Origin of the sequence: Halobacillus sp. B29 (assembly GCF_052246755.1) — a bacterium.
GTDB lineage: Bacteria > Bacillota > Bacilli > Bacillales > Halobacillaceae > Halobacillus > Halobacillus halophilus.
In genome coordinates, this window is sequence record NZ_JBQQCM010000005.1 from 198,066 (window position 1) to 222,963 (window position 24,898).

Below are 24,898 nucleotides of genomic sequence, written 5' to 3' on the forward strand. Positions count from 1 at the left end.
CTACACTTCCTCAGCTTTTGACATAAGCTTCAATAGCTTTAAAGGCTTGAGCAAGATCCTGTTTTAAGTCATCAATATCCTCAATGCCAGCGGAGTAACGGATGAGTCCCTCCGGAATTCCCATAGCCAGTCTTTCAGCCGGGGTACATTCAACGTGGCTGGTCGTTCTTGAAGGTCCGACGACTGTTTCGACAGATCCCAAATTAGCCGCCCGGTTCGCGTATTTCAGTTTTGGAAGCAGTTGTCTCACGGTATCCACTCCACCGCGAACTGCAAAACTGAGCATACCTCCAAAACCAGTCATTTGCTCTTTCGCTATGTCATGGTGAGGATGGTCCTCAAGGCCTGGATAAAATACCGCTTCGACCAAATCAAATGTTTTCAGATATTCTGCGATACTTGCTGCGTTTTTATTTTGCTGATCAACTCGGAGTTTAAGCGTTTTCATACCGCGCAGAATCAAGTAGGCTGCCATAGGATCCATAGTGGCACCGTTAATTTCACGATAGTGATAAATAGCTTCTACAAGAGCTCGATCACCGCATACAGCCCCGCCAAGTGCGTCAGCGTGCCCTCCAAGGAATTTCGTTGCACTATGGATCACAAGGTCAGCACCAAGCTCCAACGGATTCTGATTGACAGGTGTAGCAAAAGTATTATCCACGATGACAGTGGCCCCTACGGCTTTACCAGCTGCAGCCATTCGTTTAATATCCGTAATTTTAACGGTCGGGTTGGTCGGGCTTTCGAGATAAAGGACTTTACATCCTCTCGCCACTTCCCTTTCGATAGCCTCATGATCTCCTGTATCACACAAAATCACTTCTACTTGCTGTCTTGGTAGAAATTCCGTGAAAATTTTGTTCGTGCCACCATACGTATCTTTAATTGATACGACGCGGTCTCCGGGGAACAGTAAAGTACTCAGCGTATTACTAATCGCAGCCATGCCTGTAGAAAAGCTGGTAGAAGCATCTGCGTTTTCAAGAATACGAATTTTTTCTTCAAATGCCTGCACCGTTGGATTGGTGTTCCGGCCATAAATATGACCCGGTTTATTTCCAATCGCTACTTCATACCATTCATCCATGTCGTCATAACCAAAGGATACACTATGAACGACCGGTACCTGTGTAGCTCCAAAAGCCAACTGTTCTTTTTCTCCGGCCCAAATCGATTTTGTACTGAATTTAGCTTTTTCCATTAATAATCTCCTCCTGAGGTACAAGTAATGAATAGACGTGGCGGGCAATAACCGTATCTTGCACACCCGTCCCTGTAAGATCGCAAACCGTAACTTCATCGGGCGACTGCCTTCCTTGCTTGCGGCCGCTTGTTATTTCTCCGAGCTCAATAGCGCGGTCCACTGTTTCCTGTTGACCATTCCTTAATTCTCCCAGCCGTACAGACTGCGCTTTTACATCACAAACTAACTGATCCGCTCGTTCCAATACCGATGCTTCAAGTTCCTGTTTATGTTCGGCATCAGAGCCCATAGCGGTGACATGCACTCCAGATTGTAACCATTCCCCTTTTATGAGAGGTTGGGATGAAGGGGTGGTAGTTACCACTATATCGCTGTTTTCTGCGACTTCCTGCGGGTGAGCACACACCTCAACTGGCAGACTTAATCGTTCTTCGATATCTTCTTTATAGGCGTCAGCCTTTTTAATATCTCTACCGTAAACCAGCACCCTTTCTATGGGACGAACAAGCGAGAGAGCTTCCAACTGCAGTCGCGCTTGAGCGCCGGTGCCTATAATTCCAGCCGTTCGACTATCCTGGCGACTGAGATGACGGGCAGCTACTGCACCTGCAGCAGCGGTACGTAAGTCAGTCAGCAGACCCTGATCTGCAAGAATCGCCATCGGTCTGCCTGTTTCCGCACTCAAGAGAATCATCAGGCCATTCGCACTTGGCAGCCCTATTTGAGGATTATTAAAAAATCCAGAAGAGAGCTTGATAGCAAAGCTATCATAACCTCTTATATAAGCGGATTTAATATCGACTTCCCCGTTATGTTCGGGGACATCGATTCGCATGATGGGAGGCATTTGCACTTTGTTATCACTTAGCGCATTGAAACCATCTTCCACCAAATCCACTACCTTTTTATCTAAACGAATCACATGATTAATTTCACTCCGATGGAATAATTGAATGATCGTCACCTCCTAGCTGATTTGTCCGCTAAGGTCCATATGATCCCTAATAATTAATTCTTGGGGATAAGTGGTAAACCGTTCAGAACCCTCTTCCGTAATACGGAAAGTTTCACTGATTTCAATTCCATCTGTATCAAACCATAAAGCCGGTATAAGGTGAAATGTCATATTCGGCTTTAAGACGGTAGGATCACCTTTTCGAATACTTGCGGTATGCTCTCCCCAATCCGGTGGATAATTCAGCCCAACGGAGTAGCCGAGTCGTGCCTCTTTTTCAAAACCGTGCTTCTTAATCGTCTTTCTCCATACTTCTTCAAGCTCCCCGCATGTCACCCCTGGTTTAGCTGCGTAAAGAACTTCCTGTATCCCTTCAAGGACGACCGGGGCTACCACTTGAAGCTTTTCATTCGGCTGTCCAACCGTTACGGTTCTTGCAAGTGGTACATGGTAACGCTTGTAACAACCCGCCAGTTCAATAATGACGGCGTTCCCTTCTACAAAAGGACGGTCACTCCACGTTAGGTGTGGGATTGAAGTCCGATCCCCGGTCGGGAGCAGAGGTACGATAGCCGGATACTCTCCTCCGAATTCAGGTGTGCCTTTGATTATTTGATAGTAAATTTCAGCGGCTGTATCACATTCACGCACTCCCGGACTTATACTTTCCACACCTTTTTGCATCGCCAAATCTGCGATCTTCGCTGCTTTTTTCATATATTCAATTTCCTGGTCTGATTTAATCATTCTTACTCGGTTAACCAACAGGGTAGCATCTTGAAAAACCGCCTCCGGCATTCCTTTTTTCAATCTCTCAAGCGCCATACCGGTAAAGTAATATTGGTCCATCTCAACGCCAACTCTTCGATTTCCATGTCCAATTTGAGTTAAAATTTCCGAAATAAAATCCATTGGGTGATAGATTTCTGAATGGACATAATAGTCTGGGTACGCAATTACATTTTCATCATAAATCCAAGTTGTAACCCGGGCACCATTTGCATCCTGGTAACGTCCAATCCATAAAGGCTGCGGCTCATCAATGATAATCACAAGCATTTGATGAACATAGAAAGACCAGGCATCATACCCTGAAAGATAATTCATATTTGCCGGATTTGAAATTAGCAGGACTTCGATTCCTTTCGCTTCCATACTCTTTTTTGTCTCTTGTAACCGCTGGTGATACTCAAGAATGTCAAAAGGAAGCACCATTTGAACCCCTCCACTTTTTTCTGAATATTAAAATAATGATTACTTATATTTTATTCAACCCGCTTTTTTTTTGTAATGTAAAAAGTGTATGAAGTTTCAAAACCAGATTTACTACAAACTTAAAAATCGACACTCTCTGTAAAAAGTCTCCCTTAGTAAGCTACAGCGAGATGGTGTGTTACCATGAAGCTAATACTTATAAGGAGGCCTCAAAAAATGAACTACAGTTACATATCTCACTTGTACTGCCCGAAATGTTTGAAAACTTATTCAAGCAAAGAAACTCAGCATTTATGCACATGCGGATCTCCGCTTTTGGTCGAATACCGCCTGGATGAATTAGCCCACGATTGGAAGAAAGATCACCTGGCGAACCGCTCTCCTGATTTGTGGCGCTATCATGAACTTCTTCCACTGGAGGATGAACAATACAAAACCACTTTAGGAGAAGGAATGAGTCCATTACTTACAATGAACAGAATCGGACAAGGTATGGGTATTGAGGATTTACTCATGAAGGACGAAGGAACGATTCCAACGGGGTCATTTAAAGCTCGTGGAGCAGCTGTAGGAGTTTCAAAAGCGAAGGAACTTGGTGTGGAAGAATTGGCTATGCCTACGAACGGAAATGCAGGGGCTGCCTGGTCTCTATATGCCGCTCGCGCATCTATGAAATCTACTATCGTCATGCCAATTGATGCTCCCAAAATTACCAGAAACGAATGTGCTATATCTGGAGCAAACTTATACTTAGTCGATGGATTAATTAGTGATGCAGGTCAAATTGTTGGGCATGCCGTAAAAGAGAAAGGAATGTACAATGTTTCTACATTAAAAGAGCCCTACAGGATCGAAGGCAAAAAAACCATGGGGCTGGAGATTGCTGAACAGTTGAATTGGGAGGTGCCTGATGTCATTCTTTATCCAACCGGAGGCGGTGTTGGACTGATTGGCATTCACAAGGCATTAAAGGAGCTTCAACAACTTGGATGGATCCAGAAAGATAAATTGCCGAGACTGGTAGCTGTACAATCAGAGGGCTGTGCCCCCATTGTTCAGGCATGGGAAAAAGGAGAAACAGAGGCTCCTTTTTGGGAAGGTTCTGAAACGGTAGCATTTGGAATTAATGTACCTAAAGCTCTTGGAGATTTTCTAGTACTTGAAGCCCTTTATGAGACAGATGGGTGCGCCATAGCAATCAGTGACGATGCTCTTCTTGAGGAACAAAAGAAAGTGGCTCAAAAGGAAGGGGCTTTTGTGTGCCCTGAAGGAGCTGCGGCATTCTCCGCCGCCCGCCGCCTTCGCGAACATGGATGGATTCATGAAGAGGAAAAGGTGGTTGTTTTAAATACAGGAGCCGGCATTAAGTATCCAGACACCGTGAACGTGGATTTGCCGATCCTTAAGCCTGGAGAGAGGATTAGGTAAACGAAAAAAAGACGGGCTAGCCCGTCTTTTTTTATGTCTTCTATATAGACTTATTTGTATAGATGGCAGCTTTTTGCAGTTTCATGAATCAAAAACCTGGTCTGATATTGAATGGCGGTCTTCCAATGATGAACCATACAATCAATTATTTACCAAAAAGGGATAAAAACCATTCCCAGCTGCCCTTCGGCTGTTCTGTTTTTTTCATTGCTTGCTCTAGACGTGTGTTAAAATCATTTTGCATGCGCCACTCTTTATTTTGCTCAGCCCGCATATTTTTAATTTCTTCTTGTAATGCTTCCGTTTTTTCTTTTTCCTGTTGAAGTAATGTTTCATAATGCTCTTCCTGCTGCTGTGACAATTTTTCAATTTTAGCATTAGTTTTTTGAGCCGAATTGCTAATCCCCGCACTTATATGGTGGTGATCCTGCTGCAGACGTGACACAGTGGTTTTTAACTCTGAAATATCATTGGTTAATTGCACATTCATCTCACGGGTAGCTGCGAGTTCACTGGATAGGGCCCTGAAAAATTCTTTTAATTGATCATTGTGCTGGAGTGAAGGATTGTATGTATCGGGCACCGATATACCAGCTTCCTTATACCCCTTTAAGCGTTCTGTCTGCTGTTCCACCAGTTCTTGAGCTATAACGTCTAATGGCTTATCCGTATCGCGTATCGATATAAGTGCTTCGATATCAGAATGAACAAAGATACGCCGGTCACGATTTTTGAAAAACTCATATCCATTCCGTTCTAAGATTTGAGCGTATTTTCGAACAGTTGGTGTCGCAATTCCCACTTCTTCGGCTACTTCTTTAGAAGAGAAAGCCTGTTCATTTGGTTGAATATCGCTTCGCATATCGCACCTCTTTCTATTAAATACCAAGGTTTCCTGAGACCTCTCCAGGTTATATCGCCTTGCGATATACCTGACTATCAAAAAAGTGCTTATAAAAATAACATAATTAAAATTCCCTTAGGCTGTAGTCCGTCTTTTATTCTATACAAGATCTTATATCGCCTGTCGATACAGGCAATATGATGACCATTAGAAAATAATGAATAGATGATAATAAAACTACTGTTTCTTAGTTATTATAAGATATATCGCCTTGCGATACAACTAGATTCTAAAGACATAATCTTCTATAAACAGAGTCTATTAGGCCCCATTTGTACCTATGGCCGTGCTTATTTCATATCCATTGAATTCAGAAAGTTCATATCGTGTCGATATAGGCGATATGCTATCAACTTCTCCTTCTAAAAAATGATAGTCTTACTATAAAATGTTTCTGTGAAACATTTTCACTGTTGGTTATTTTTTAATCACTTCTAGTAAAACTAGAAAAAGCCTTAAATAATGCACTCTCAAGCTTTTTGACTAATTTTATATGAACAGTATATGGCAGAATAATGGACAATTCCGTAAATGTGAGTGGGTCGTTACCAAAGATATAAATGTGCGGACGCTGATAGTGAACGCTATTTAAGCTACCTTACATAAAATAGGGAGAGTCAGCTGATTTAAAATATTCACTTAATACTTGCGCAGATTTTCAGCAATAGAAAACCCTCTCTCCGTCATGGTCGGAAAGAGGGTTTTATTATTAACTACTACTTCGAATGTTATGCTTCCAGGCTTTATCCTCATCAATCATACGTTTTGCAGCGTAAATGAGTATAAACTGAAGGAAGATAATAGGCAGACCCATAAGTCCTGAAATAACTTCAAGAGGCGGTAGGCCACCAATACGCATAAGCACTAAAGCCAAACCAGTTATAACAGCTGCAATAATAATGCGCAGCAATTTCGGCGGCTCATACTTACTCATATCTCTTGTACTCGTATAAGCAGCTACGGTGTAAGTGGTGGAATCAAGCGTGGTCGTTAAGAACACGAGAGCCACAACCATAAAGATGATAATAGAAATTTCTCCGAACGGAAGAGTCGACAATATTTCTGGAATAGCTGCCATTCTTGCGTTATTTTCAACCATCTGAAGAATAGACATATCTCCCATAAGATATCTATGAACACCTAGTCCTCCAAGTACTCCTGTCGCAACCCAAGATATAAGGGTAGGCGCCAGCAAGTAAGTCAGAATCATTTCCTTAATCGTTCTGCCTCTTGAAATTTTAGCGGCAAATACACTGTGGAGCATAGCCCATGTAGCACTGTAAGCATACCAAAACACGGTATTACTTTGGATATGTGAGGTTGCCCCCTGATGCACAGATTGTGTGTTTAACGAAATATTAAGGTAATTAGCTAATAGGAAGGATACACTATCGGAGAAGTAATTTAATATAAATACTCCTGGTCCTCCTATTAAAATAAATAAAGCAAATATAGCGGCTAAATACATATTAAACGTACTCAACCGTTTTATTCCTTTTTCAATACCTAAATAAGCACTAAGTGAAAATAAGAACACCCATATGATTGTGACCGTTATGGTCAGACCAAAGTTAACTTCTATACCTAAAAGGTGAGATAAGTTCTGAGTAATAATAGGCGCCCCTAATCCAAGTGTTACAGCTGCGCCTGCAAGAATACTAATAAGGAATAAAACATCAAGCACTTTGCCGCCTAATCCATCCGTAAATTTATCGCCAAAAAGAACACGACAAGCTTCAGATATCCTCATTAATGGACGTTTTCTTACGTGAAGAATGTACCCCATCGCCGGAGCAATCAACACGAAGATGGCGAAAACTTGAAACCCCCATAAAAACATGCTGTAGGCATTTCCCCATAAAAGAGCTTCCGGAGATCCAGCTTCTACTCCTGCTGGTGGGTCATTAGCAACAGAAGTCCACTGAAGCATTCCGGTTCTCATAATGGTCGAACCTACGCCCATAGCAATCAGTATCGATGCGTATTCAAATAAAGTGAACCGCGGCTTCTCATTAGGTTTTCCCAGTACGACTTGGCCGTATTTTGAAAATGATAAATACAATCCTGCTATAACTAAAATAATTCCATACCAGAGATAACCCCAGCTGAACACCTCTACAATATAATCAAATATAGAATTCAATACTTCCAATGACTCTTTCTCGTACATAGCAAATGGGATACTAATACCCAGTATAATTAATAGCGAGGGTATAAATATTTTGTAATCGATGAGCTTCTTCCTATCCATCTAAATCCTCCTCAATCCTTTCTTAATGTTGGTATATATCCCTGCTTACCCGCTCATTATAAAAAAAAACTAAAATTAATATATTAAAATACCTTTTTTATTATTTTCTTTACTCTGGAAAAAGCTCAAAAAAAGCCTAAGCCTTAAAAGGCTTAGGCAGTCATTCTATTAAACAGGGAACTTCACACCTGTTAATCGCTCGGACTCTTTCCAAAGCAAGTCCGCGTCCATTACATCGTAAGCATGAGTTTTAGGAGCAACTACTACAGGATCCCCTTTCATCTCCATAAAACCGGAAGGACCTAAATAGCGTCCGCCTTCTAAAGAAGAATCGGTAGCTGCGCGAATACCTGGAAGCGCTCCATCATAGGCACTTTGTGTAACGCGGGTAAGCACCCCTTCCAGCATTTTATAAAGAAACTTGTCTTCTACATGCCGTGCCAAGTTGGTTTGAGCACCTCCTGGATGAGCCGCTTCGCTTTTTATAGACAAGCCGGCTTGCTCAATTCGTCTCTGCAATTCAAAGGTGAACAGCAAATTGGCCAATTTAGATTGGGAATAGGCCTTCATTGGTTTGTATCCTCTGCCGCCTTCAAACATCAGGTTATCAAAATCGACCGTTCCTGATTTGTGGGCATTACTGCTGATATTAACCACTCTGGAGTCCTTTGTTTCTTTTAAGCGTTCGAATAGAAGCGCAGTCAAAGCAAAGTGGCCCAGATGATTTATGCCGAGCTGCTGCTCAAAACCGTCTTTCGTTTTACCGTAAGGGGTCGTCATTACTCCTGCGTTATTCAGCAGGATATCCAGCCGAAAGTATTTGGCTTTAAATATACGCGCGAATTCTTTCACCGAATCCAAATCCTGAAGATCTAATGGCATCACATCAATAATGGCATTCGGATTTTCTTTCCTGATCGACTCATATGCCTCTTCTCCGCGTTCTAAAGATCTTGAAGCCAAGATAACAGTTGCTCCTTTTTCAGCAAACACTTTTACCGCTTCGAATCCAAGACCTCCGTTCCCGCCTGTTACAATGGCTACTTTATCTTTTAATGAAGGGATTTGATCTACAGACCAAGTTTGTTGACTCATTTTCTGCTCACTTCCTCTATTGGTATATTGAATGGATATCTTCTCATCTTGTAATGACCTAAATTTATTCTTCCTATTCTTTTACCCTTCACCCTCTTAACTAAACCGATCTGAAATAAGGAAGTAAACCCATGGCGGAAATGACCAATAAAAAAACAGTGCCATTACTGCAAACACTGTTAAAACGATAAATTACTATTAAAGATAAGCTCCCGTTTGTTGAAGACTCAGTTCCGAGATATTTGGGTTGAGAGGACAGTCCTCCGGGGGACGATTACGCTTTCCGGCCCTGCACGACGCAGGGTCGTTCGACGTTGCCACAGGAAGTGGCGGTTTTAGTCGAACTTCCTATATGTGGTAAGCTTCCTCAGGCTTCGCCTTCCGGGATCTTACCGATCATGTTCATCCCACAGGAGTCTTCATCGTCCCCCTCCGGACCTGGCCGAATCAGAAACTCGAAATCCTCCAAAAATGCCACCTATAATTAACAGGAGAACAAAAAAGCATCTAGCTTATTTAAACGTACACTCTCTGATATATAAGGGTTTTAGGCTTATCCAGAACGACTATCTCACTTATAGAAGTGTCCGTTCACTCCTCGATCATAGGATGGCGGAGGAAACAGCGAGACTCCCGCGGGAGAAGGAGCTAGGCTAGACCCCACAGGGAGTGAAGCGACCGAGGAGGCTTGCCAGTTCCCCCGCAGGAAAGCGAGTTGTTTCCGTAGACAGCCCCTCCTAATATGAGCAACGGACCAAAAACATCTCGAAGTCGAGTCTTCAACTAATCGGCCCTATTGTTGAATAAGTGTGCATCGGTATTGTTTGACCAACGTCTGGTAAAATACTGCACTCCAAGTTTCGTTATAGACGCTTGACCGCTTCAGCTATCGATTCGGCATGTGTGATAGCTGAAACAACGGCTACCCCAGCAGCTCCTGCTTCTGTAACCAAAGAGGCATTTTCCGTATTAATCCCTCCGATGCCGACAATCGGTAAATCCGGATACGCCTCTCTCAGCTGCTTAATCCAAACGGTTCCGACCACAGGCTTGGCGTCTTCCTTCGTGCTCGTTTGAAAGATTGGACCAGCTCCAAGATAGTCGACCTTTTCTAACGAACTTTGGATTACTTCCTTCTCTGTCGAAACAGATAGACCGAGGATTTTGTCTGGAAATTGCGACCTTATGACTTCCACACTTATGTCTTCCTGACCTACATGAATCCCGTCTGCCTCAAGCGGTTCAACCATATCTAAATCATCATTGACTATGAAGAGGATCTCCTTCTCCCGGCAAAGGCTTCTTAGTTTCCTGCCAAGCTCATGTTTCGCCTCTCCTTTGAGCGATCCCGTCCCCTTTTCTCTATATTGGAAAGCGGTTATCCCTGCTTGGATGGCTTCTTCCAGGACAGCTTCAGGATCCCTGTCTGTGTCCTGGCTGCCCATCACGAAATACTTTCTTAACTGCTTAGATAAGGTCACTGTTCGTCTCCCCTCCACTGATCAGGGTCCATAGCCAATGCATCGAGAAAACGAGAGGTGAATGTCCCAGGTCCCTGTACTTCTTCCTTAGATGCAGCGTATTCAGCCGCTGCTCCGAAAAATTCCAGAGCTGTATGGATCTTGGTTACACTTGATCCAGTTGCAGACATGCATGCAGCAAGAATAGATCCTAGAAGGCATCCGGTTCCTGTCACCTTCGCTAAAAGAGGGTGACCTGTTGAATTAGTCCGGGTTTCGGTTCCATCAGAAACTACATCCATTTTTCCTGTGACAACAGCGGTCGTCTCATAAGTTCGTGCTACTCTTTCAGCAATTGATTTCTCGTTCCCTGTACCGGTCGATTCCACCCCTTTTGTCTCTACTTCTTCTCCTATTAAATGAGCAAGTTCACCGGCATTTCCTTTAATTACAGAAGGTTTAACCCTTTCTAAAATGCTTTGAATACTTTTCGAGCGGAATTTAGTAGCAGGTGCTCCAACCGGATCCACTACCACAGGAACCCCTGCTTCATTAGCTGCCTGGCCTGCTGTAATCATGGCATTTACCTGTTTTTCAGTTAATGTCCCTATATTAAGAAGAACACTGTCGGCAAGACGCGATACATCCTCAACCTCTTCTTCGGCATGTGCCATGATGGGGGAACCTCCAAAAGCAAGTAAACCGTTTGCACTGAAGTTCATCACCACTCCATTCGTAATATGATGAACCAGCGGCTGCTTTTCACGCACTTCTTTAATAATATTTATATCCATTTGTTAGAAACCTCCTCACGAGTAGCAAAATGATTAGTCGGACCACTGCCATGGCCTAAATCGAAGGAATACCGAATTGCTTCCGTTACAAAATATTTAGCTTGTTTGACCGCTTCAACTAGCGAGAGTCCCTGCGCCAGGTAAGCAGTAATCGCTGCTGAATAAGTACAGCCGGTCCCATGAGTATTTTTTGTTTGAATACGTTCGGATTCGAAGGTATGGATCTCATTTCCATCAAATAAATAATCGATGGCTGAACCTGCTCTGTGCCCGCCTTTGACTAAGGCTGAACCTGCTCCGAAGTTCTTAACGATAGCTTCAGCTGCTTCTTTCATATCTTCCTCCGTTTCAATCCTTTCCCCGGTTATTTCTTCCGCTTCCGGGATGTTAGGGGTTACTAAAGACGTTAAAGGTAGCAGCTGTTTTCGTAACACCTCCCGAGATTCTTCCTCACTTAATGAATCACCACTTTGAGAAATCATAACAGGATCCATTACATAATAAGCGTTGATCTGCGGGATCCACTCGGCTATTACTTTCATCATATCTTTTTGAGCGATCATTCCTGTTTTTAAGGCTTGGACCGGCATATCTTCAGAAATAGACTGCAGTTGTTTTTCCAGGAAATCAAGGGGAAGATGGTGAATATCCTTTACCCCTGTTGTATTTTGAGCTACAGCAGATGTGATCACGGACATCCCGTAGCATTTTAATTCCTGGAATGTCTTTAAATCTGCCTGGATACCTGCTCCTCCGCTTGGATCTGTACCTGCAATAGTCAGTGCGCATGGAACGTGGTTCATTTAACATCCACCGCCTTTCCTTCAATCCATTCTTCACATGTATAAGCCATTTCCCAAAAAGACCATTCCAGCTGACAGCTTTTCCGAAACGCATCTCTTATACGATTGAGTTCTTTTTCTGAAGCCTGTTCAGCTAAATGATCCAGCCGGCTTCGTAAATGATCCGTCAGAATTTGCATCTCGCTTTCGGCATAGAATTTTATCCAGGGAGAAAAAGGATGATCTTGGTCAGGCTCATACTCCTCCATCAAATATCTCCCTATCTCTAAATAAGTCCAAGGACAAGGGAGCAGTGCGGCAATAATTTCACCAAGACCTCCCATTTGAGCATGGTACATCATATGCTTCACATAATGATCAGCCGTTGGAGGGAGCGGGTAACCTTGAAGATCCTCGTACCGAATGCCGATATACTCGCACAAATTATGATGGGGGTGTACTTCACTATGAAGAACAAAATTAACCTGTTCGTTAAAATATTGAATATCTTCACGCTCCGAAGACTTGGAAATTGCAACTCCATAAATGTGCATAAACGCATTTAAATATTCGTAGTCTGCTTTTATATAATGAGCAACAGATTCTGAGGGAAGACGACCATTTCCAATCCCTTCAACAAAAGGATGATGAAAAATTCTTTCAAATATATCATGATTTTCTTGTCTTAACTGTTCTGTAAATGACATGAATATGCCTCCTGATTTTTCGGAAGCTACTAAGGGAGGGAGAGAGTGGGGCTGCTTACTACTTCCCTCCGCTGGCATGATCCAGATCAGGTGTTAAGGGACCAAGGAATTTATTTCCTTATCTCAGCGAACACTCGCGCCCCTAGTAGATTCCGTGTATTATGGTTGTAAGATATATTTTTCCAATTTAACTCTTGTGACGATGATCCATCCTATCATAGCGCCCGATATACTGCTGACTAAAAAAGATGGAAGAAATACCAGAGCTCCAGATGAGCTGCCCATGAGTAAGTTGGCATATGGAACAGCGAATAAGGCTCCAATAACTCCGGTACCAAGCACTTCACCGGCAACGGCTGCCATTTTATTCTGAATCCATTTGTATAAGATACCCGCAAGAAAAGCACCGATCATTCCTCCAGGAAACGCCAGCAAGGTACCTAACCCCAGGAGGATTCGTAAGAGACCGATCATAAAAGCTATGGCTACAGCCGGTAAAGGACCAAGTGTAATAGCTGCCATCACATTTACCGCATGCTGGACTGGATAAGCCTTTGCCACGCCTGCTGGAAACCATAGTAGCTGAGCACCAAGTGTTCCAATCGCAACGAAAGCAGCCATTGTCGTTAGTAATCTTGTTCTGTTCATGTCTGTCCTCCCTTCCGTAGGGGAAAAATAAAAAAGCCAGATCCTGGGAAGGACCTGACTTAAAAGGGTAATGTCTAATAAAAAATAGTAGACTACTTCCCTCCGCTGGTCTTAACCAGATCAGGTTCTTAAGAGTCGGAATGCTTCTTTGCTTTCCTCTCAGCCTATTTAGGCTCCCCTAGTAGTTATAATCATAGATTCACTTGGTTGTTTTACACTATAACAAAGTTAAAGATAGATGTCATGGAAAATTATTCAAAAATCCAAATAGAAAGGCAGGCAAGTCCATGAAAGCTTGGGGATGCATATTTTTCATAGCTTTGATTCTGGCCGGGTGCGGCTCTGCACCAACTTCTAATTCTGATAGTGATTCCAAAAAATCACCCGAACAGGAAAATCCTGCGCCTCCTGAAATTACTGGATTTGTTATGGAGCAGAAAAAGGACCAAATCCTAGTGGTCTCCCCCTTGGACTCTAATTCTGACAGTACTGCGAATGCGATGTGGGTCTCAGGCGCTCCTAAAGACCGCTGGGTAGGGAAACAAGTAGAAGTGTGGGTGAAAAATGGGGTCCGTGAATCCTTCCCTTCTCAGGCAGAAGCAGAAGAAGTGACGGTTCTCGAAATGAGCCATGTAGAGGGTGCAGATTTAGAAGCTTCTGAGGCTCTGTCTAAAGCTCTAATGGAGATTCCGGGGGACAAACTTTTAGCCGTAAAGATGATTTCTTATGTTGAGGAAGAGGATGTATGGGAGATTCAATTAACTAGAATTGGTTCAAGGAACGAAGACTTAGAAACAATCGTCGCCGACAGATAATAAATAAAAATGAGCGGCTCCTTTGCAGAAGAAGCGCTCATTTTTCTATTTTCTTCAACATCCATAATCGCACACTGAGCTCCAGGAGGAAAAGATCATCTGCATCCAATAAGGAAAGCCCTGTTAATTGTTCAATATTCCTTAAGCGATGCAGCAACGACTGGCGGTGAAGATTTAAGGCACGGGCCGTCTGGCTTACGTTACTGTTGTATTTGTTATAAACAATGAACGTATGAATTAAGTCGGTCTGTCTTCGCTGATCATATTCAATTAGTTTCTCCAAGGTATTCTGGACAATAAACTCAATTTCCTTTTCGTGTGATAGGGCCATTAACAAGCGATTCATTCGTGTATCACTGAAAAAAGTGCGGTCACCATCTTCATGTTTCTGGCGCCCGATATTTAAAGCGGTAGCGGCCTCTTCATAGCTCTGGTGGAAGTTGTACAGGCCATCTTTATGGCAGGAGACTCCCCAGGAAATCGTAATACCGGCAAGTAACTCGTGAAGGCGCCGCTCCACAAGATCAAGAAACTGATTGGCTGTCTCCGTGTATGTCTTGGCATCCGCTTCTATATAAACAATGACTTCCCCTTCATCAAAAGTGGTCATCGTCTGACGCTTCAGCACATCGCCTGCATGTGTCACTTCCTTTTGAATATAGTAGTTCCGGCTGTGCATGGAGGAAGATTGGACCGAATGTTCCTCTGAACCTACGGGACCATCAACCTGCTTTTTAAATCGAATATCCCCTACGAGACATACATATGGTTTCTCTAAATCATATCCAAGGAGGTGAGCTTTTGCCAGGAGCGACTTATCGATATCGACTTCGGTTTTGGCAAGTTCTAGCAGAAAGTTATCCTTCAAGCGGATTTCGGTCATTTCGATTGCGTTTTCTTTTACAAAATATAAAGCGCAGGCCGTTAACGTATGCTCTAAAATCGATAAATCCACCCATGACAATTCATGGTCCTCCTCTGGCTTAAACAGCAGATATCCTTGCTTTTTATAATTCGAAAGGATCGTCAGCTGATAGCAAAAATGCGGACCAATCTCATATTTTTCAATGTAATGAACTAATGGATGATCACTAAAAGGCTCGGGAGAAACGAGTTGAAACGCTTCGTTTTCTTTTCCGTTCAGCACGTCCAGAAAATAACGGTCGAATTGCTGATTAGCCCTGATTTGTTTATTATGATCACTGATAGCAGCAGGAATATGAGTATTATCGTAAAGAATCGTGGTGATTTCCTGCAATCCTTTGCCATTCAATACACAATTAATCAATTCCTGTCGGATGGTTTCGGCTCGCTGCTGTCCGGTCTGCTTTTCTTCACTTATTAAACGAAGAACATCCTGCAGAATATCTCCGAACCTCACCTCCCATGGAATTTCCATAATCATGAAATTGTGTTCCTCTGCTATTTTCAGAATGCGGTCCGGGATTTTGTAAAGATATCGTCCTGTAGCAAAAGCGAGAGCTGAAGCATCTGCACGAATAACATCCTTCACATATTCCTCAAGTGCCGTTATATCGTCTCCGCAGCCCACCCCGGTACTCAGTACAAATTCATTGTTTCTAACAAAATTTTCCACAGGTGTCTCGATTACGGATATCCATTGAACGGGCTTATCTGTGATCTTAGTTAACACTTTGGCTTGTTCAAAAATAGGTAACCGCAGCACATTTTCCACTGTAACTCCCATTCGCTTCACTCCTGCCCTATTGATTCTTAATTAAGTGATCGATGGTTTGTTGGTCAATGTTGTTTCCGCTGACCACCAGTACGACATGGTTACCTTTAGCACGCTTTTCGTTAAGTAGCCAGCCGACGCCTGCTGCAGCAGCACCTTCCACCGCCATTTTGTGATGGTTAAGCATGAATAAAATTCCTTTCCCAATCGATGCTTCAGAAACCAATTTTGCTTCATCTAAAAAGGTCTGTGTTAAAGAAAAAGTGTACTCATTATTAGGACCAAGGCCGCCAAGCAGACTATCTGCTAGCGTGTCTTCTTCTTTCAGGATAACGGGCTTGCCCTTTAGCAGACTCTCATACATAACCGCTGATCTTTCCATTGAGACCCCGGTGATTTGAATGTCAGGATCAATACTCTTTAAAGAGGCCCCAATACCTGATAGTAATCCACCCCCTGATAAAGGAATAATTACCTGATCCACATCCGGACACTGCTCCATAATTTCAAGTCCAATGGTCCCTTGACCTGCGATCACTTCCCGGTCGTCAAATGGTTTGATAACGGTCATACCAGCTTCTCTCTGAAGTTCATAGCAGCGGGCTTCAGCATCATCCTGACTTTCCCCCACCACTTCTACCTGAGCTCCCAGACGCTTCAAACGATCGACTTTAGCCGCGGGTACACGATTAGATATACAGACGACACACGGAATGTTAGATTGTCCCGCCACATAGGAGACAGCGATTCCATGGTTTCCTGTAGAAAAAGTAGCGACTCCTTTCTCTTTTTCCTCCGGTGTCAGCGAGAGGATTTTGTTCGCAGCCCCCCTCAGCTTAAATGATCCGGTGGGATGAACGTGTTCAAGCTTCAAGTAGACATGTGAGCCCGCATGTTGGGAAAGATGCTCAGAATAAATTAAAGGTGTTGGGCCATCAACAATCTCTCGAATGCGTTTTTTTGCTTTCCAGACTTCTCTAAATGGCAATAATGGATGCTCCACCAGCCCGTCCCCCTTTTCTTTACTATATGAGACAACCATTCTGACTTTTCTGATATTTTTGTTGTACTTCTTATTATAGTTGATAGTACGCTTCTCATAAAAGAGTCTGTCAGGAAAAAAACAATATTCCTCCTTTTTCTTCGATAGTTTCATTGTAGCTTGTTAAAGATAAGCTCAAATTTGTTGAAGACTCAGTTTCGAGATAAATCGTTCCGTTATGTCAGATGGATAAGGGTTGGAGGGGAAATAACTCGTCTTGTTCCATCACCCAGATACTCGAGACATAAGCCGTTCGTGTCTATCGGGGTGATTCCACATCTGGACACTTTCCTATGGCCCTACACGACGTGGGGTCGATCGACGATGCCACAGGACGTGGCGACTTTAGTCGTTCCTCCTTTTTACCAGGAGCTTCCTCAGTCGTTTTCACTCCTGTGGGGGCTCACCTAGATCCTTCTACCACGGGAGTCTCGCTATTTCTCCTCCAACCCAACTATAATTTTATGAACGGATCCTGCTAGTAGAAAAAGTGGGAACCCTAACGCGTCTTAAATGCTTCTATAAACGGCTTTCTCCCCTGTACAGACTCTTTATTTAGCGTTGAGCACGTAGGTTACCCTTCCTTTTATGAAGGCATTTACATAAAGGGGTTGGAGCTTCTTATGAACGCAAAGAGGTGGAAGGGAACGGCGAAAACTCCTGCGGAATGAACATGATCGGTGAGATCCCGAAAGGCGAAGCCTGAGGAAGCTCACCACATGCCCGGGGAAAGCGAGCCGTTCCCTGGAGTCCCTTTCTCCACTCAATATCTCGAAATCGAGTATTCAACTAAACGGCCCGATTGTTTAATAAGGCGTTTGTAGAGTAAGATAAAAAATAGCCTGGAGAGGAACCAGATGGGTTCTCTCCAGGCTGAGAAGCTTGGAATAATTTATTATTATCAGTAAGGGGTTAGATCTTTTCTATGACGATAATGTAACATGGGAAATTAAACGTCTCCTAAGCCGTAGCCCATTTCCCCACGGTCTGAATCATATTTTCTCCAGGGAAATGCTTTTTAAATATTCGATAGTAAAAAGCTTCCTGCTTCGAGCGAATTTCTACAGGGGCAGTCTCCTGAAGACGAATCAATTCATCATCCGTGATGCTTTCTTCGGCATGCGCATCCAGTAGATCCAGCGCTCCGCTTCCTTCAGAGAATTCTGCTTTCTTTCTCCAGAGAACTTCATCAGGGAGCACGCCATCAAACGATTTTCGGAGCAGCCATTTTTCCATGCGGTCTTTTTTATGAATCTTCAGACCAGCCGGAATTTTCAGGGCATTCTCTACCACTTCCATATCAAGAAACGGAACACGAAGTTCAAGCGAATGCGCCATGCTCATTCTATCGGCACGCTGCAGGTTAACATGATGAAGAGTATTTAGGATCCGGATGATTTCTTTATTAAGCATTCTTGTATCCTGAAACCTCTCCATGTAGGCGTAGCCTGCGAACAGTTCATCAGCACCTTCACCTGAAAGGATTACTTTCACATGTTCTGATGCTAATTTTGATACGAAATAATTTGGAATCGCACTTCTGACTAAGGAAGGTTCATAAGACTCTAAATGGTAGATTACATCCTCTACCGCCGCTACCAGTTCCTCCTGCGTATAAATATATTCATAATGATCTGTTCCAATCGCTTCGGCCACTTTTCGTGCATTGATTACATCCGCACTGCCTTCCGCTCCAACACAAAAAGATTTAATCGGAAATTGCCCTTTATGATATCGTTTAGCGATCGCGGCTATTAAACTGCTGTCCAGACCGCCGCTCAGCAGAACACCCACTTCTACGTCGGCAAGTAAACGCTTCTCCACAGCTTTCTCCAACGTTTCACGAATCGATTGGTTGACCCGATCCAGTGACTCTTCATTAAACATACTTTTTGGAGCTTGCACATGTCTATAACATACAAAACCTTCTTCAGGAGTGAAGTAATGACCATGGGGGAACTCTTCAGGTTTATGAACGAAGCGTTCAATAGCCTTAAGCTCAGAAGAAAATACATACTGTCCGCCCTTGTCTAATCCGTAATATAAAGGTTTTATCCCTAATGGATCACGGGCTACAATAAAGCTACCATTACGTTCATCCGCAATAAAGAAAGCAAACATTCCATCAAGCTGATCAATGGCTTTCGCGCCTTCTGATTCGATCAGTTTTAAAGCCACTTCACTATCTGACTGAGTCAGAAAGCTGGTCTTACTTTCCAACTCTGATTTTATAGATTCAAAATTGTAAATTTCTCCATTACAGACGATCCATTGATCTTTTTCAGCGTTGTGAATGGGTTGAATACCATCATCCAGGCCTATAATCGAGAGGCGCCGGTGACCTAAATGGACGCGGTCGGTCACAACTGATTTCCCTTCATCCGGACCACGGTGATGAAGTAGTTGCAGTACTTCATCCATTTGGCTCTTTTCGATTTCTCCCATTGACACAAATATCCCACACATTTGACGGATCCTCCTCCATAAATATCTTTCTTGTCAGTAGTCTTACAACAGGCTACGCCCATTTGCAATATTATTCAAACCTCAAATACCTCCAAATTCCTGTAAAAAAGCCTACTTTCTATGACCAGGAGTACTGTAGCAAAAGACGCAGGGAATGTTTGCTTTTTGAAAAAAAATAAAGCCTCCAGCTTCATAATAGCTGGAGGCGTGTACTTTATTTCTTTTTACTTAACGATTCTTCAATGACTCGTCTAAGCATGTGGGTGTCATGGACAGACTCAATGCTTGCTTGCAAAATCCGTTCTCTAGGGAGCACAGACCAATCAAGATCGAAATTCGCTTCTAAGGCCAGACAGCGAATAAACTCACGGAGTGCGCGCCCATTTCCTTCTCGAAAAGGATGGAGTACATTTAACTCCGCCATGTAATAAGCAAGATAAACTGCTAACTCTCCACGGTCCATATGTTCCCAATCTTCTTTTGCTATTGCTTCAAACAGCGGACCAGCGGCTTCTTTAATAAAGCGTGCTTGAGCAAAAGAGAACCCATCCTTGGTTATATTTTCAGTCCGTATTTCCCCGGCAAATGGATACAAATCTCCAAATAAATACTTATGAATCTTTTGCAAATGACGTAAATCAAAATCACCTTGGGCAGGAAATGCCTGAAGTTCAGCCAAACGCTGGGTGGAAAGAATCGTCTCCATTCTCTGTAACTGATTGTCATCCATAATATCATAATGGTTAATCAGAACCGTAGAATCCCGGTAGTAATAACGGGAAGAGCCACTGCCGTATCGGGAGTTAGGCATGTCGCGAAAGTTCCAAAGCCCTCTTAATAAATTCCTTATGGGTGATGGCACCGGTTAAACATTTCTTCACAAGTGTCTCTTGCTTTTGACTTAGGCGCAGGCCTTCGACAGCCAATGATGCTTTAGCTGGACGCATCAAATTTTCCGCCTCTTCCTCTGTACGCGTACTCATTAACAAACCCTCCGCCTCATAATCATTCTATTATATATTATACTACAATTTGGAGAAAAAATACAGGTGAATCGAGCGACAAAATCCTATTACGACGCCTTTTTTATGAGGTTTTCTTCTTTGAACCTGTATTCGATTTTCGCTTTGTTGTCTTTTTCTTGGTCCCTCCTTTTGTTTTTTCTAAAGATTTCTCTAAAGCTTCCATCAAATCAGTTACATTATCAGGCTTCGGTTTATCCGCAGCTGTGGTAACCTCTTCATTGTTTCTTTTAGCTTCAATTAAATCAAGCAGAGCTTTACGGTATTCATCCTTATACTTTTCCGGGTCAAACTCTGCCGTAAGCTGATCAATTAACGTCACGGCTGTACTTACCTCTTTTTTGCTCAGTTCCGTTTCTTCCGGAACGTTAGGTACATCTTTAGATTGGCGGACTTCGTCCGGGAAATGAATGGTCTCCATAACCAGCGTATTTTGGTAAACACGAACGATGGCAAGCTGCTCTTTAGAACGAATAATAATCTTTGCTACACCGATTTTTCCTGTGTCGGTTAGCGCTTTTCTTAACAATCCATAGGCTTTACCTCCACCTTCGCTCGGTGACATATAGTAGCTTCTTTCAAAATAAATGGGGTCAATTTCTTCAAGTTTTACAAAGTCCAGAATCTCTACGGCTTTATCTTCCTGTTCCTTTTTTAACGTCTCTAGATCTTCCGCATCTAAGACCACGAATTTGTTCTTAGCGTATTCATAAGCTTTTACAATTTCCTGACTTTCTACTTCCCTCTCACAAACCGGGCACCTTTTTTTATATTCAATCGGCGATTTACATTCTTCGTGAAGCTGTCTGAGCTTAATGTCCTTATTCTCGGTTGCTGCATGAAGCTTTATTGGAATATTAACCAGCCCAAAGCTAATCGTGCCTTTCCACATTGTATGCATAGAGCCCACTCCTTTTTCCATAGCTTTCTCGAATGCAGGGAAAATATGTTTAAAAGCGCAGGGATAACTCAAACTAATGGATACAATGAGGAGGTATAAAGATGGTCAAACCTATGCTGTTGACGCTGACGGACGATCTCCCTGAAAGTGATGAGTGGATGTATGAAGTGAAATATGATGGATTTCGTGTACTCTTACATGTGAACGAGGGTAACATTACACTCATAAGTCGAAATGGCAAAGACTTTACTTCTCAGTTTCCTGAAATAAGCGAGTTGAAAATCGACTCTGACTTCTCCCCTTTTACGCTGGATGGGGAACTCGTCATCTTAAACACCCCTTATCAAGCTTGCTTTTCTGCCCTTCAGCAAAGAGGAAGGTTACGAAATGCAGATAAAATACAGCGGTCGGCCAGGCAGAGACCAGCCGTCTTTATGGCGTTTGACTACCTGAATGAGGAGAAGGCTTCCTACATAGAAAGGAAGAAGATTCTTGAAGAACTTCTTAAGACCTTACGTCATCCCAGCATACAGGCTGTCGAATCGTTTCCTGACCTGAAGGATGTTGAAGGTCTTGTCCATCTTCATCGCGGAGAAGGAATCATTGCGAAAAGAAAAACTAGCCGCTATGAAGCCGGTGTAAGATCTAAACATTGGCTTAAAGCCAAGCAATGGAGAGCTGCTTCCGGGTTTCTTACAAGTTATGACCAATCGAACGGATACTACCAGCTTCATGTGGAAGAAAAAAATAACAGCCTTTATCCTCTGGGGCACTTTAAACACGGCATGACAGCTGAAGAAGATCATACTTTACGAAATTTTTTTAAAGAGAAAGGAACTAGAAAAAAACAGGTGTGGGAGATAGAACCAAGCGTATGTGTTGATATTCATTGTTTGAATGCTGAAAAAGGAGAGATGAGAGAGCCTACATTTCACCAGTTCCGGTTTGATCTGTCTCCGTCCGACTGTACTTTACAGAAGCTGAAATGGGATTTGTCTCTCTTTCCGGAACAAGTGGAAGCTACAAATCTCTCCAAAGAATTATGGAACGGCCTGTCCAAAATGGACTATTTAGTGTATATGAGAATGGTATCGCCCTATCTTCTACGTTTTCTTCAAGATAAGAAAATAACCTTAATCCGCTACCCGGACGGAATTAATCAACAATCTTTCTATCAAAAGCACTATCCTGATCATGCGCCGGATTATGTTGATGTCTTTGAAGAAGCAGGAGAACGTTATATTCTATGTCAAAACTTATCCTCCCTGATGTGGATCGCCAACCAGGGTGCTCTTGAACTGCACCTTCCTTTTCAAAAAGCAGGAGCTTCCTTCCCTGATGAAATTGTCATTGACCTGGACCCTCCAGACCAAAACCACTTTCACTTGGCCATTTCAGCAGCCAGCCTGTTAAAACCTCTTATGGACAAGCTGAACATTAAAAGTTTCATAAAAACTTCCGGAAAAAAAGGAATGCAAATCCATATCCCTATCCCAGAACGCACTCTGAGTTATGAAGAAACCAGGAGGATCACCGAAACTTTTGCACGGGTGCTTGTGGAACAAGAGCCTGATCTTTTTACAATTGAACGTCTCAAAAAGAAACGGGGAGATCGTCTCTATATAGACTATGTACAGCATGCAGAAGGCAAAACAATAATAGCCCCCTACTCTGCTCGAGCAACCAAAGAAGCCACAGTTGCCACCCCTGTGTATTGGGAGGAAGTAACCAAGAATCTTGATCCCAGGTCGTTTACGATTAAAAATATAGTAGAGCGCATTGAGCGAGTGGGTTGTCCTTTTTCTAATTATGAAAAAGCAAGATACGAGCAGCCAATTGATCAGTTGCGAAATGTAATGAGCGATAAATAATCTGTATTTCTGTCGATTATTGCCCGGGAAATGAAAAAATCCCCGGAAATATTCCCGGGGATTTTAATGGGCTGCTACTCAGATACTAAATTGAAAGCTTCTCTTAATTTGAACTTTTGAAGTTTACCACTGGCATTTCTCGGAAGCTCATCTACAAACTCATAGCGTCTGGGTCGCTTATACCGGGCGAGCCGGTTACTGGAGGTACAGAACTCATCAAGGGTTTGTTCATTAAGGCTTTCATCTTGTTTAACAATAAAAGCTACCACTCGTTCTCCCCATATTTCATCCGGTTCACCAATAACAGCCGCATCGAGTACAAGAGGGTGCTCAAAAAGAGTATCTTCTACCTCTCTGGAATATATATTTTCCCCGCCCGATATAATCATATCTTTAACCCTATCACTGACCCATAAATAACCCTCATCATCTATTGAGCCAATATCTCCTGTATGATACCACCCTTTATACAGAGCTTCCTCTGTTGCTTCCGGTCGGTTGTAATACCCTTCCATCATACTAGGTCCTCGTACAATAATTTCCCCTCGTTCACCAGGTTTGCAGATTGCCTCCGGTTCAGATGGCCCATGCTCGTTGGTTCTTACTACCCGAATTTCATGATTTAACAGAGCGCGGCCCGCTGATCCAGCTTTTGAAATCTGTTCGTCTTCCATTAAAGCAGTAATTGCCGGCCCCATCTCCGTCATACCATAAGCCTGCAGAAGCTGTACTCCAATCGCTTCGTGCAGACGTAATGTTAAGGCGGGTGCCATTGGCGCTCCACCATACAGTCCTTTTCTGAGGGTCTGAAAATCCTCTTGGGAGAAGTCCTCCTGGAGCATCATATTCCACATGGTAGGTGCAGCAAACAACGTCGTAATTTGCTCCTGTTTAATCGTTTCAATAACCGAAGGAGCATCAAAGTGGTGAAGCAGTACATTGGTACTTCCAATCATGACTCTTGGGAAGAAAGCGCAATGCAGTTCAGCACAGTGGAAGATGGGAGCCGTGGTTAATCCCCGCTCCTCCGGGTTCAACTGCAGGCAGGCTGCCATAATTAAAGATTGATCAATCATATCCCTGTGTGAGTGAACGACCCCCTTTGGAAGGCCAGTCGTACCAGAGGTGTACATGATCGCATAGGGATCTGTTTCATCTAAATCGCAGGAAGGTCTGACAATGGGAGCATCTATTAATTGATCATAGTAATGGACAGCATAAGCAAGGTCGTGTTCATCAATTGACCATAACTCTACATCGCTAAGCACAGGAACCAACGGCTCCACTCGATCTGCCACAGCCTTTTCAAAAAGAACCACTTTCGGATCAGCGTCTTTTAGAATAAATTCGATTTCTTTAGAGGTCAGCCTGAAGTTGATCGGATTGAAGATGGCTCCAAGCTTCGTACAGGCAAAGAGTGCTGTAGCAAACTCAGCAGTATTGAAGAGGATGGTGGAGACTTTATCCCCTTTTCCGACGCCAGAGGTCTTAAGTGCATTAGCCAGTCGATTTACTTCAACATCCCACTCCTGAAACGTCCATCTTGTACCTAAACGCAGATCTACTAATCCCTCTTTGTTCGGATATTTCGCTGCCGTCTGTTCAAACATGCTACGTAATGTTGCTCCCACTTTGATCG

21 protein-coding genes and 2 riboswitches are annotated in these 24,898 nt (G+C 43.1%); of the genes, 3 read left to right on the forward strand and 18 right to left on the reverse strand.

Going from position 1 to position 24,898, the window contains the following annotated elements:
* Nucleotides 1-10: 10 nt before the first annotated feature.
* The 3 genes from ACTWP7_RS08800 to ACTWP7_RS08810 are packed head-to-tail and all read right to left on the reverse strand — an operon-like array spanning nucleotide 11 to nucleotide 3,377.
* A complete protein-coding gene (locus ACTWP7_RS08800; protein WP_443122869.1) occupies nucleotides 11-1,204 on the reverse strand; it encodes a cystathionine gamma-synthase family protein in 1,194 nt (397 codons plus the stop codon).
* Complete coding sequence (locus ACTWP7_RS08805) at nucleotides 1,191-2,171, reverse strand: cyclodeaminase (protein WP_443122870.1); 981 nt, start codon at nucleotides 2,169-2,171, stop codon at nucleotides 1,191-1,193. The genes ACTWP7_RS08800 and ACTWP7_RS08805 overlap by 14 nt, the downstream gene beginning before the upstream one ends.
* Before the next feature lie 3 nt (nucleotides 2,172-2,174).
* A complete protein-coding gene (locus ACTWP7_RS08810) occupies nucleotides 2,175-3,377 on the reverse strand; it encodes a M24 family metallopeptidase (RefSeq protein WP_443122871.1) in 1,203 nt (400 codons plus the stop codon).
* Nucleotides 3,378-3,593: 216 nt separating this feature from the next.
* Between ACTWP7_RS08810 and ACTWP7_RS08815 the strand changes: the two genes are divergently transcribed.
* Nucleotides 3,594-4,805: a threonine synthase gene (locus ACTWP7_RS08815; protein ID WP_443122872.1), complete on the forward strand. Its 1,212-nt coding sequence runs from the start codon at nucleotides 3,594-3,596 to the stop codon at nucleotides 4,803-4,805.
* Nucleotides 4,806-4,950: 145 nt separating this feature from the next.
* Here the strand turns inward: ACTWP7_RS08815 and ACTWP7_RS08820 are convergent, their stop codons facing one another.
* From ACTWP7_RS08820 to thiW, 8 genes are all read right to left on the reverse strand, one after another.
* Nucleotides 4,951-5,667 carry a hypothetical protein gene (locus ACTWP7_RS08820; RefSeq protein WP_443122873.1) on the reverse strand — a complete coding sequence of 239 codons (717 nt, stop codon included), beginning with the start codon at nucleotides 5,665-5,667 and terminating at the stop codon, nucleotides 4,951-4,953.
* A 751-nt stretch (nucleotides 5,668-6,418) separates the two neighbouring features.
* Nucleotides 6,419-7,960, reverse strand: coding sequence for a BCCT family transporter (locus ACTWP7_RS08825; RefSeq protein WP_443122874.1), 1,542 nt, complete (start codon nucleotides 7,958-7,960; stop codon nucleotides 6,419-6,421).
* A gap of 168 nt (nucleotides 7,961-8,128) precedes the next feature.
* Nucleotides 8,129-9,055, reverse strand: a complete 927-nt coding sequence (locus ACTWP7_RS08830; RefSeq protein ID WP_443122875.1) for an oxidoreductase — start codon at nucleotides 9,053-9,055, stop codon at nucleotides 8,129-8,131.
* An 863-nt stretch (nucleotides 9,056-9,918) separates the two neighbouring features.
* Nucleotides 9,919-10,536 (reverse strand): thiamine phosphate synthase, encoded by a 618-nt coding sequence (gene thiE, locus ACTWP7_RS08835; protein WP_443122876.1) that lies wholly within the window; start codon nucleotides 10,534-10,536, stop codon nucleotides 9,919-9,921.
* On the reverse strand, nucleotides 10,533-11,309 hold the full coding sequence (gene thiM / locus ACTWP7_RS08840; protein ID WP_443122877.1) for a hydroxyethylthiazole kinase: 777 nt from the start codon (nucleotides 11,307-11,309) through the stop codon (nucleotides 10,533-10,535). Before thiM ends, thiE begins: the two co-directional genes overlap by 4 nt.
* Nucleotides 11,300-12,112: a bifunctional hydroxymethylpyrimidine kinase/phosphomethylpyrimidine kinase gene (gene thiD / locus ACTWP7_RS08845; protein ID WP_443122878.1), complete on the reverse strand. Its 813-nt coding sequence runs from the start codon at nucleotides 12,110-12,112 to the stop codon at nucleotides 11,300-11,302. The genes thiM and thiD overlap by 10 nt, the downstream gene beginning before the upstream one ends.
* Entirely contained in the window at nucleotides 12,109-12,798 is a 690-nt protein-coding gene (tenA, locus tag ACTWP7_RS08850) for a thiaminase II (RefSeq protein ID WP_443122879.1), read from the reverse strand. Before tenA ends, thiD begins: the two co-directional genes overlap by 4 nt.
* Before the next feature lie 46 nt (nucleotides 12,799-12,844).
* Nucleotides 12,845-12,952: riboswitch (TPP riboswitch) on the reverse strand.
* Nucleotides 12,953-12,957: 5 nt separating this feature from the next.
* Nucleotides 12,958-13,446 carry an energy coupling factor transporter S component ThiW gene (thiW, locus tag ACTWP7_RS08855; RefSeq protein WP_443122880.1) on the reverse strand — a complete coding sequence of 163 codons (489 nt, stop codon included), beginning with the start codon at nucleotides 13,444-13,446 and terminating at the stop codon, nucleotides 12,958-12,960.
* A gap of 80 nt (nucleotides 13,447-13,526) precedes the next feature.
* Nucleotides 13,527-13,636: riboswitch (TPP riboswitch) on the reverse strand.
* A 97-nt stretch (nucleotides 13,637-13,733) separates the two neighbouring features.
* Between thiW and ACTWP7_RS08860 the strand changes: the two genes are divergently transcribed.
* Entirely contained in the window at nucleotides 13,734-14,261 is a 528-nt protein-coding gene (locus ACTWP7_RS08860; protein ID WP_443122881.1) for a DUF3221 domain-containing protein, read from the forward strand.
* Nucleotides 14,262-14,298: 37 nt separating this feature from the next.
* On the opposite strand, the gene ACTWP7_RS08865 is transcribed toward ACTWP7_RS08860, so the two are convergent.
* The 6 genes from ACTWP7_RS08865 to ku all read right to left on the reverse strand — a co-directional run bounded on the left by ACTWP7_RS08865 (nucleotide 14,299) and on the right by ku (nucleotide 21,388).
* The gene (locus ACTWP7_RS08865; RefSeq protein ID WP_443122882.1) at nucleotides 14,299-15,969 is read right to left on the reverse strand and encodes a PucR family transcriptional regulator; all 1,671 of its coding nucleotides are present in this window, start codon (nucleotides 15,967-15,969) and stop codon (nucleotides 14,299-14,301) included.
* Between the two features lie 16 nt (nucleotides 15,970-15,985).
* Complete coding sequence (locus tag ACTWP7_RS08870; protein ID WP_443122883.1) at nucleotides 15,986-16,960, reverse strand: pyridoxal-phosphate dependent enzyme; 975 nt, start codon at nucleotides 16,958-16,960, stop codon at nucleotides 15,986-15,988.
* A 999-nt stretch (nucleotides 16,961-17,959) separates the two neighbouring features.
* Nucleotides 17,960-19,465 carry an asparagine synthase B gene (gene asnB / locus ACTWP7_RS08875; protein ID WP_443122884.1) on the reverse strand — a complete coding sequence of 502 codons (1,506 nt, stop codon included), beginning with the start codon at nucleotides 19,463-19,465 and terminating at the stop codon, nucleotides 17,960-17,962.
* A 214-nt stretch (nucleotides 19,466-19,679) separates the two neighbouring features.
* Entirely contained in the window at nucleotides 19,680-20,276 is a 597-nt protein-coding gene (locus ACTWP7_RS08880) for a Fic/DOC family protein (RefSeq protein ID WP_443122885.1), read from the reverse strand.
* Nucleotides 20,269-20,448, reverse strand: a complete 180-nt coding sequence (locus ACTWP7_RS08885; protein ID WP_041601463.1) for a hypothetical protein — start codon at nucleotides 20,446-20,448, stop codon at nucleotides 20,269-20,271. Before ACTWP7_RS08885 ends, ACTWP7_RS08880 begins: the two co-directional genes overlap by 8 nt.
* 103 nt (nucleotides 20,449-20,551) lie before the next feature.
* Complete coding sequence (gene ku, locus ACTWP7_RS08890) at nucleotides 20,552-21,388, reverse strand: non-homologous end joining protein Ku (RefSeq protein WP_443122886.1); 837 nt, start codon at nucleotides 21,386-21,388, stop codon at nucleotides 20,552-20,554.
* A gap of 101 nt (nucleotides 21,389-21,489) precedes the next feature.
* Here ku and ligD point away from each other — a divergent pair, with 101 nt between their 5' ends.
* Nucleotides 21,490-23,259 (forward strand): DNA ligase D, encoded by a 1,770-nt coding sequence (gene ligD / locus ACTWP7_RS08895; protein ID WP_443122887.1) that lies wholly within the window; start codon nucleotides 21,490-21,492, stop codon nucleotides 23,257-23,259.
* Nucleotides 23,260-23,333: 74 nt separating this feature from the next.
* Here the strand turns inward: ligD and ACTWP7_RS08900 are convergent, their stop codons facing one another.
* Entirely contained in the window at nucleotides 23,334-24,890 is a 1,557-nt protein-coding gene (locus ACTWP7_RS08900; protein WP_443122888.1) for a fatty acid--CoA ligase, read from the reverse strand.
* Nucleotides 24,891-24,898: the final 8 nt, after the last annotated feature.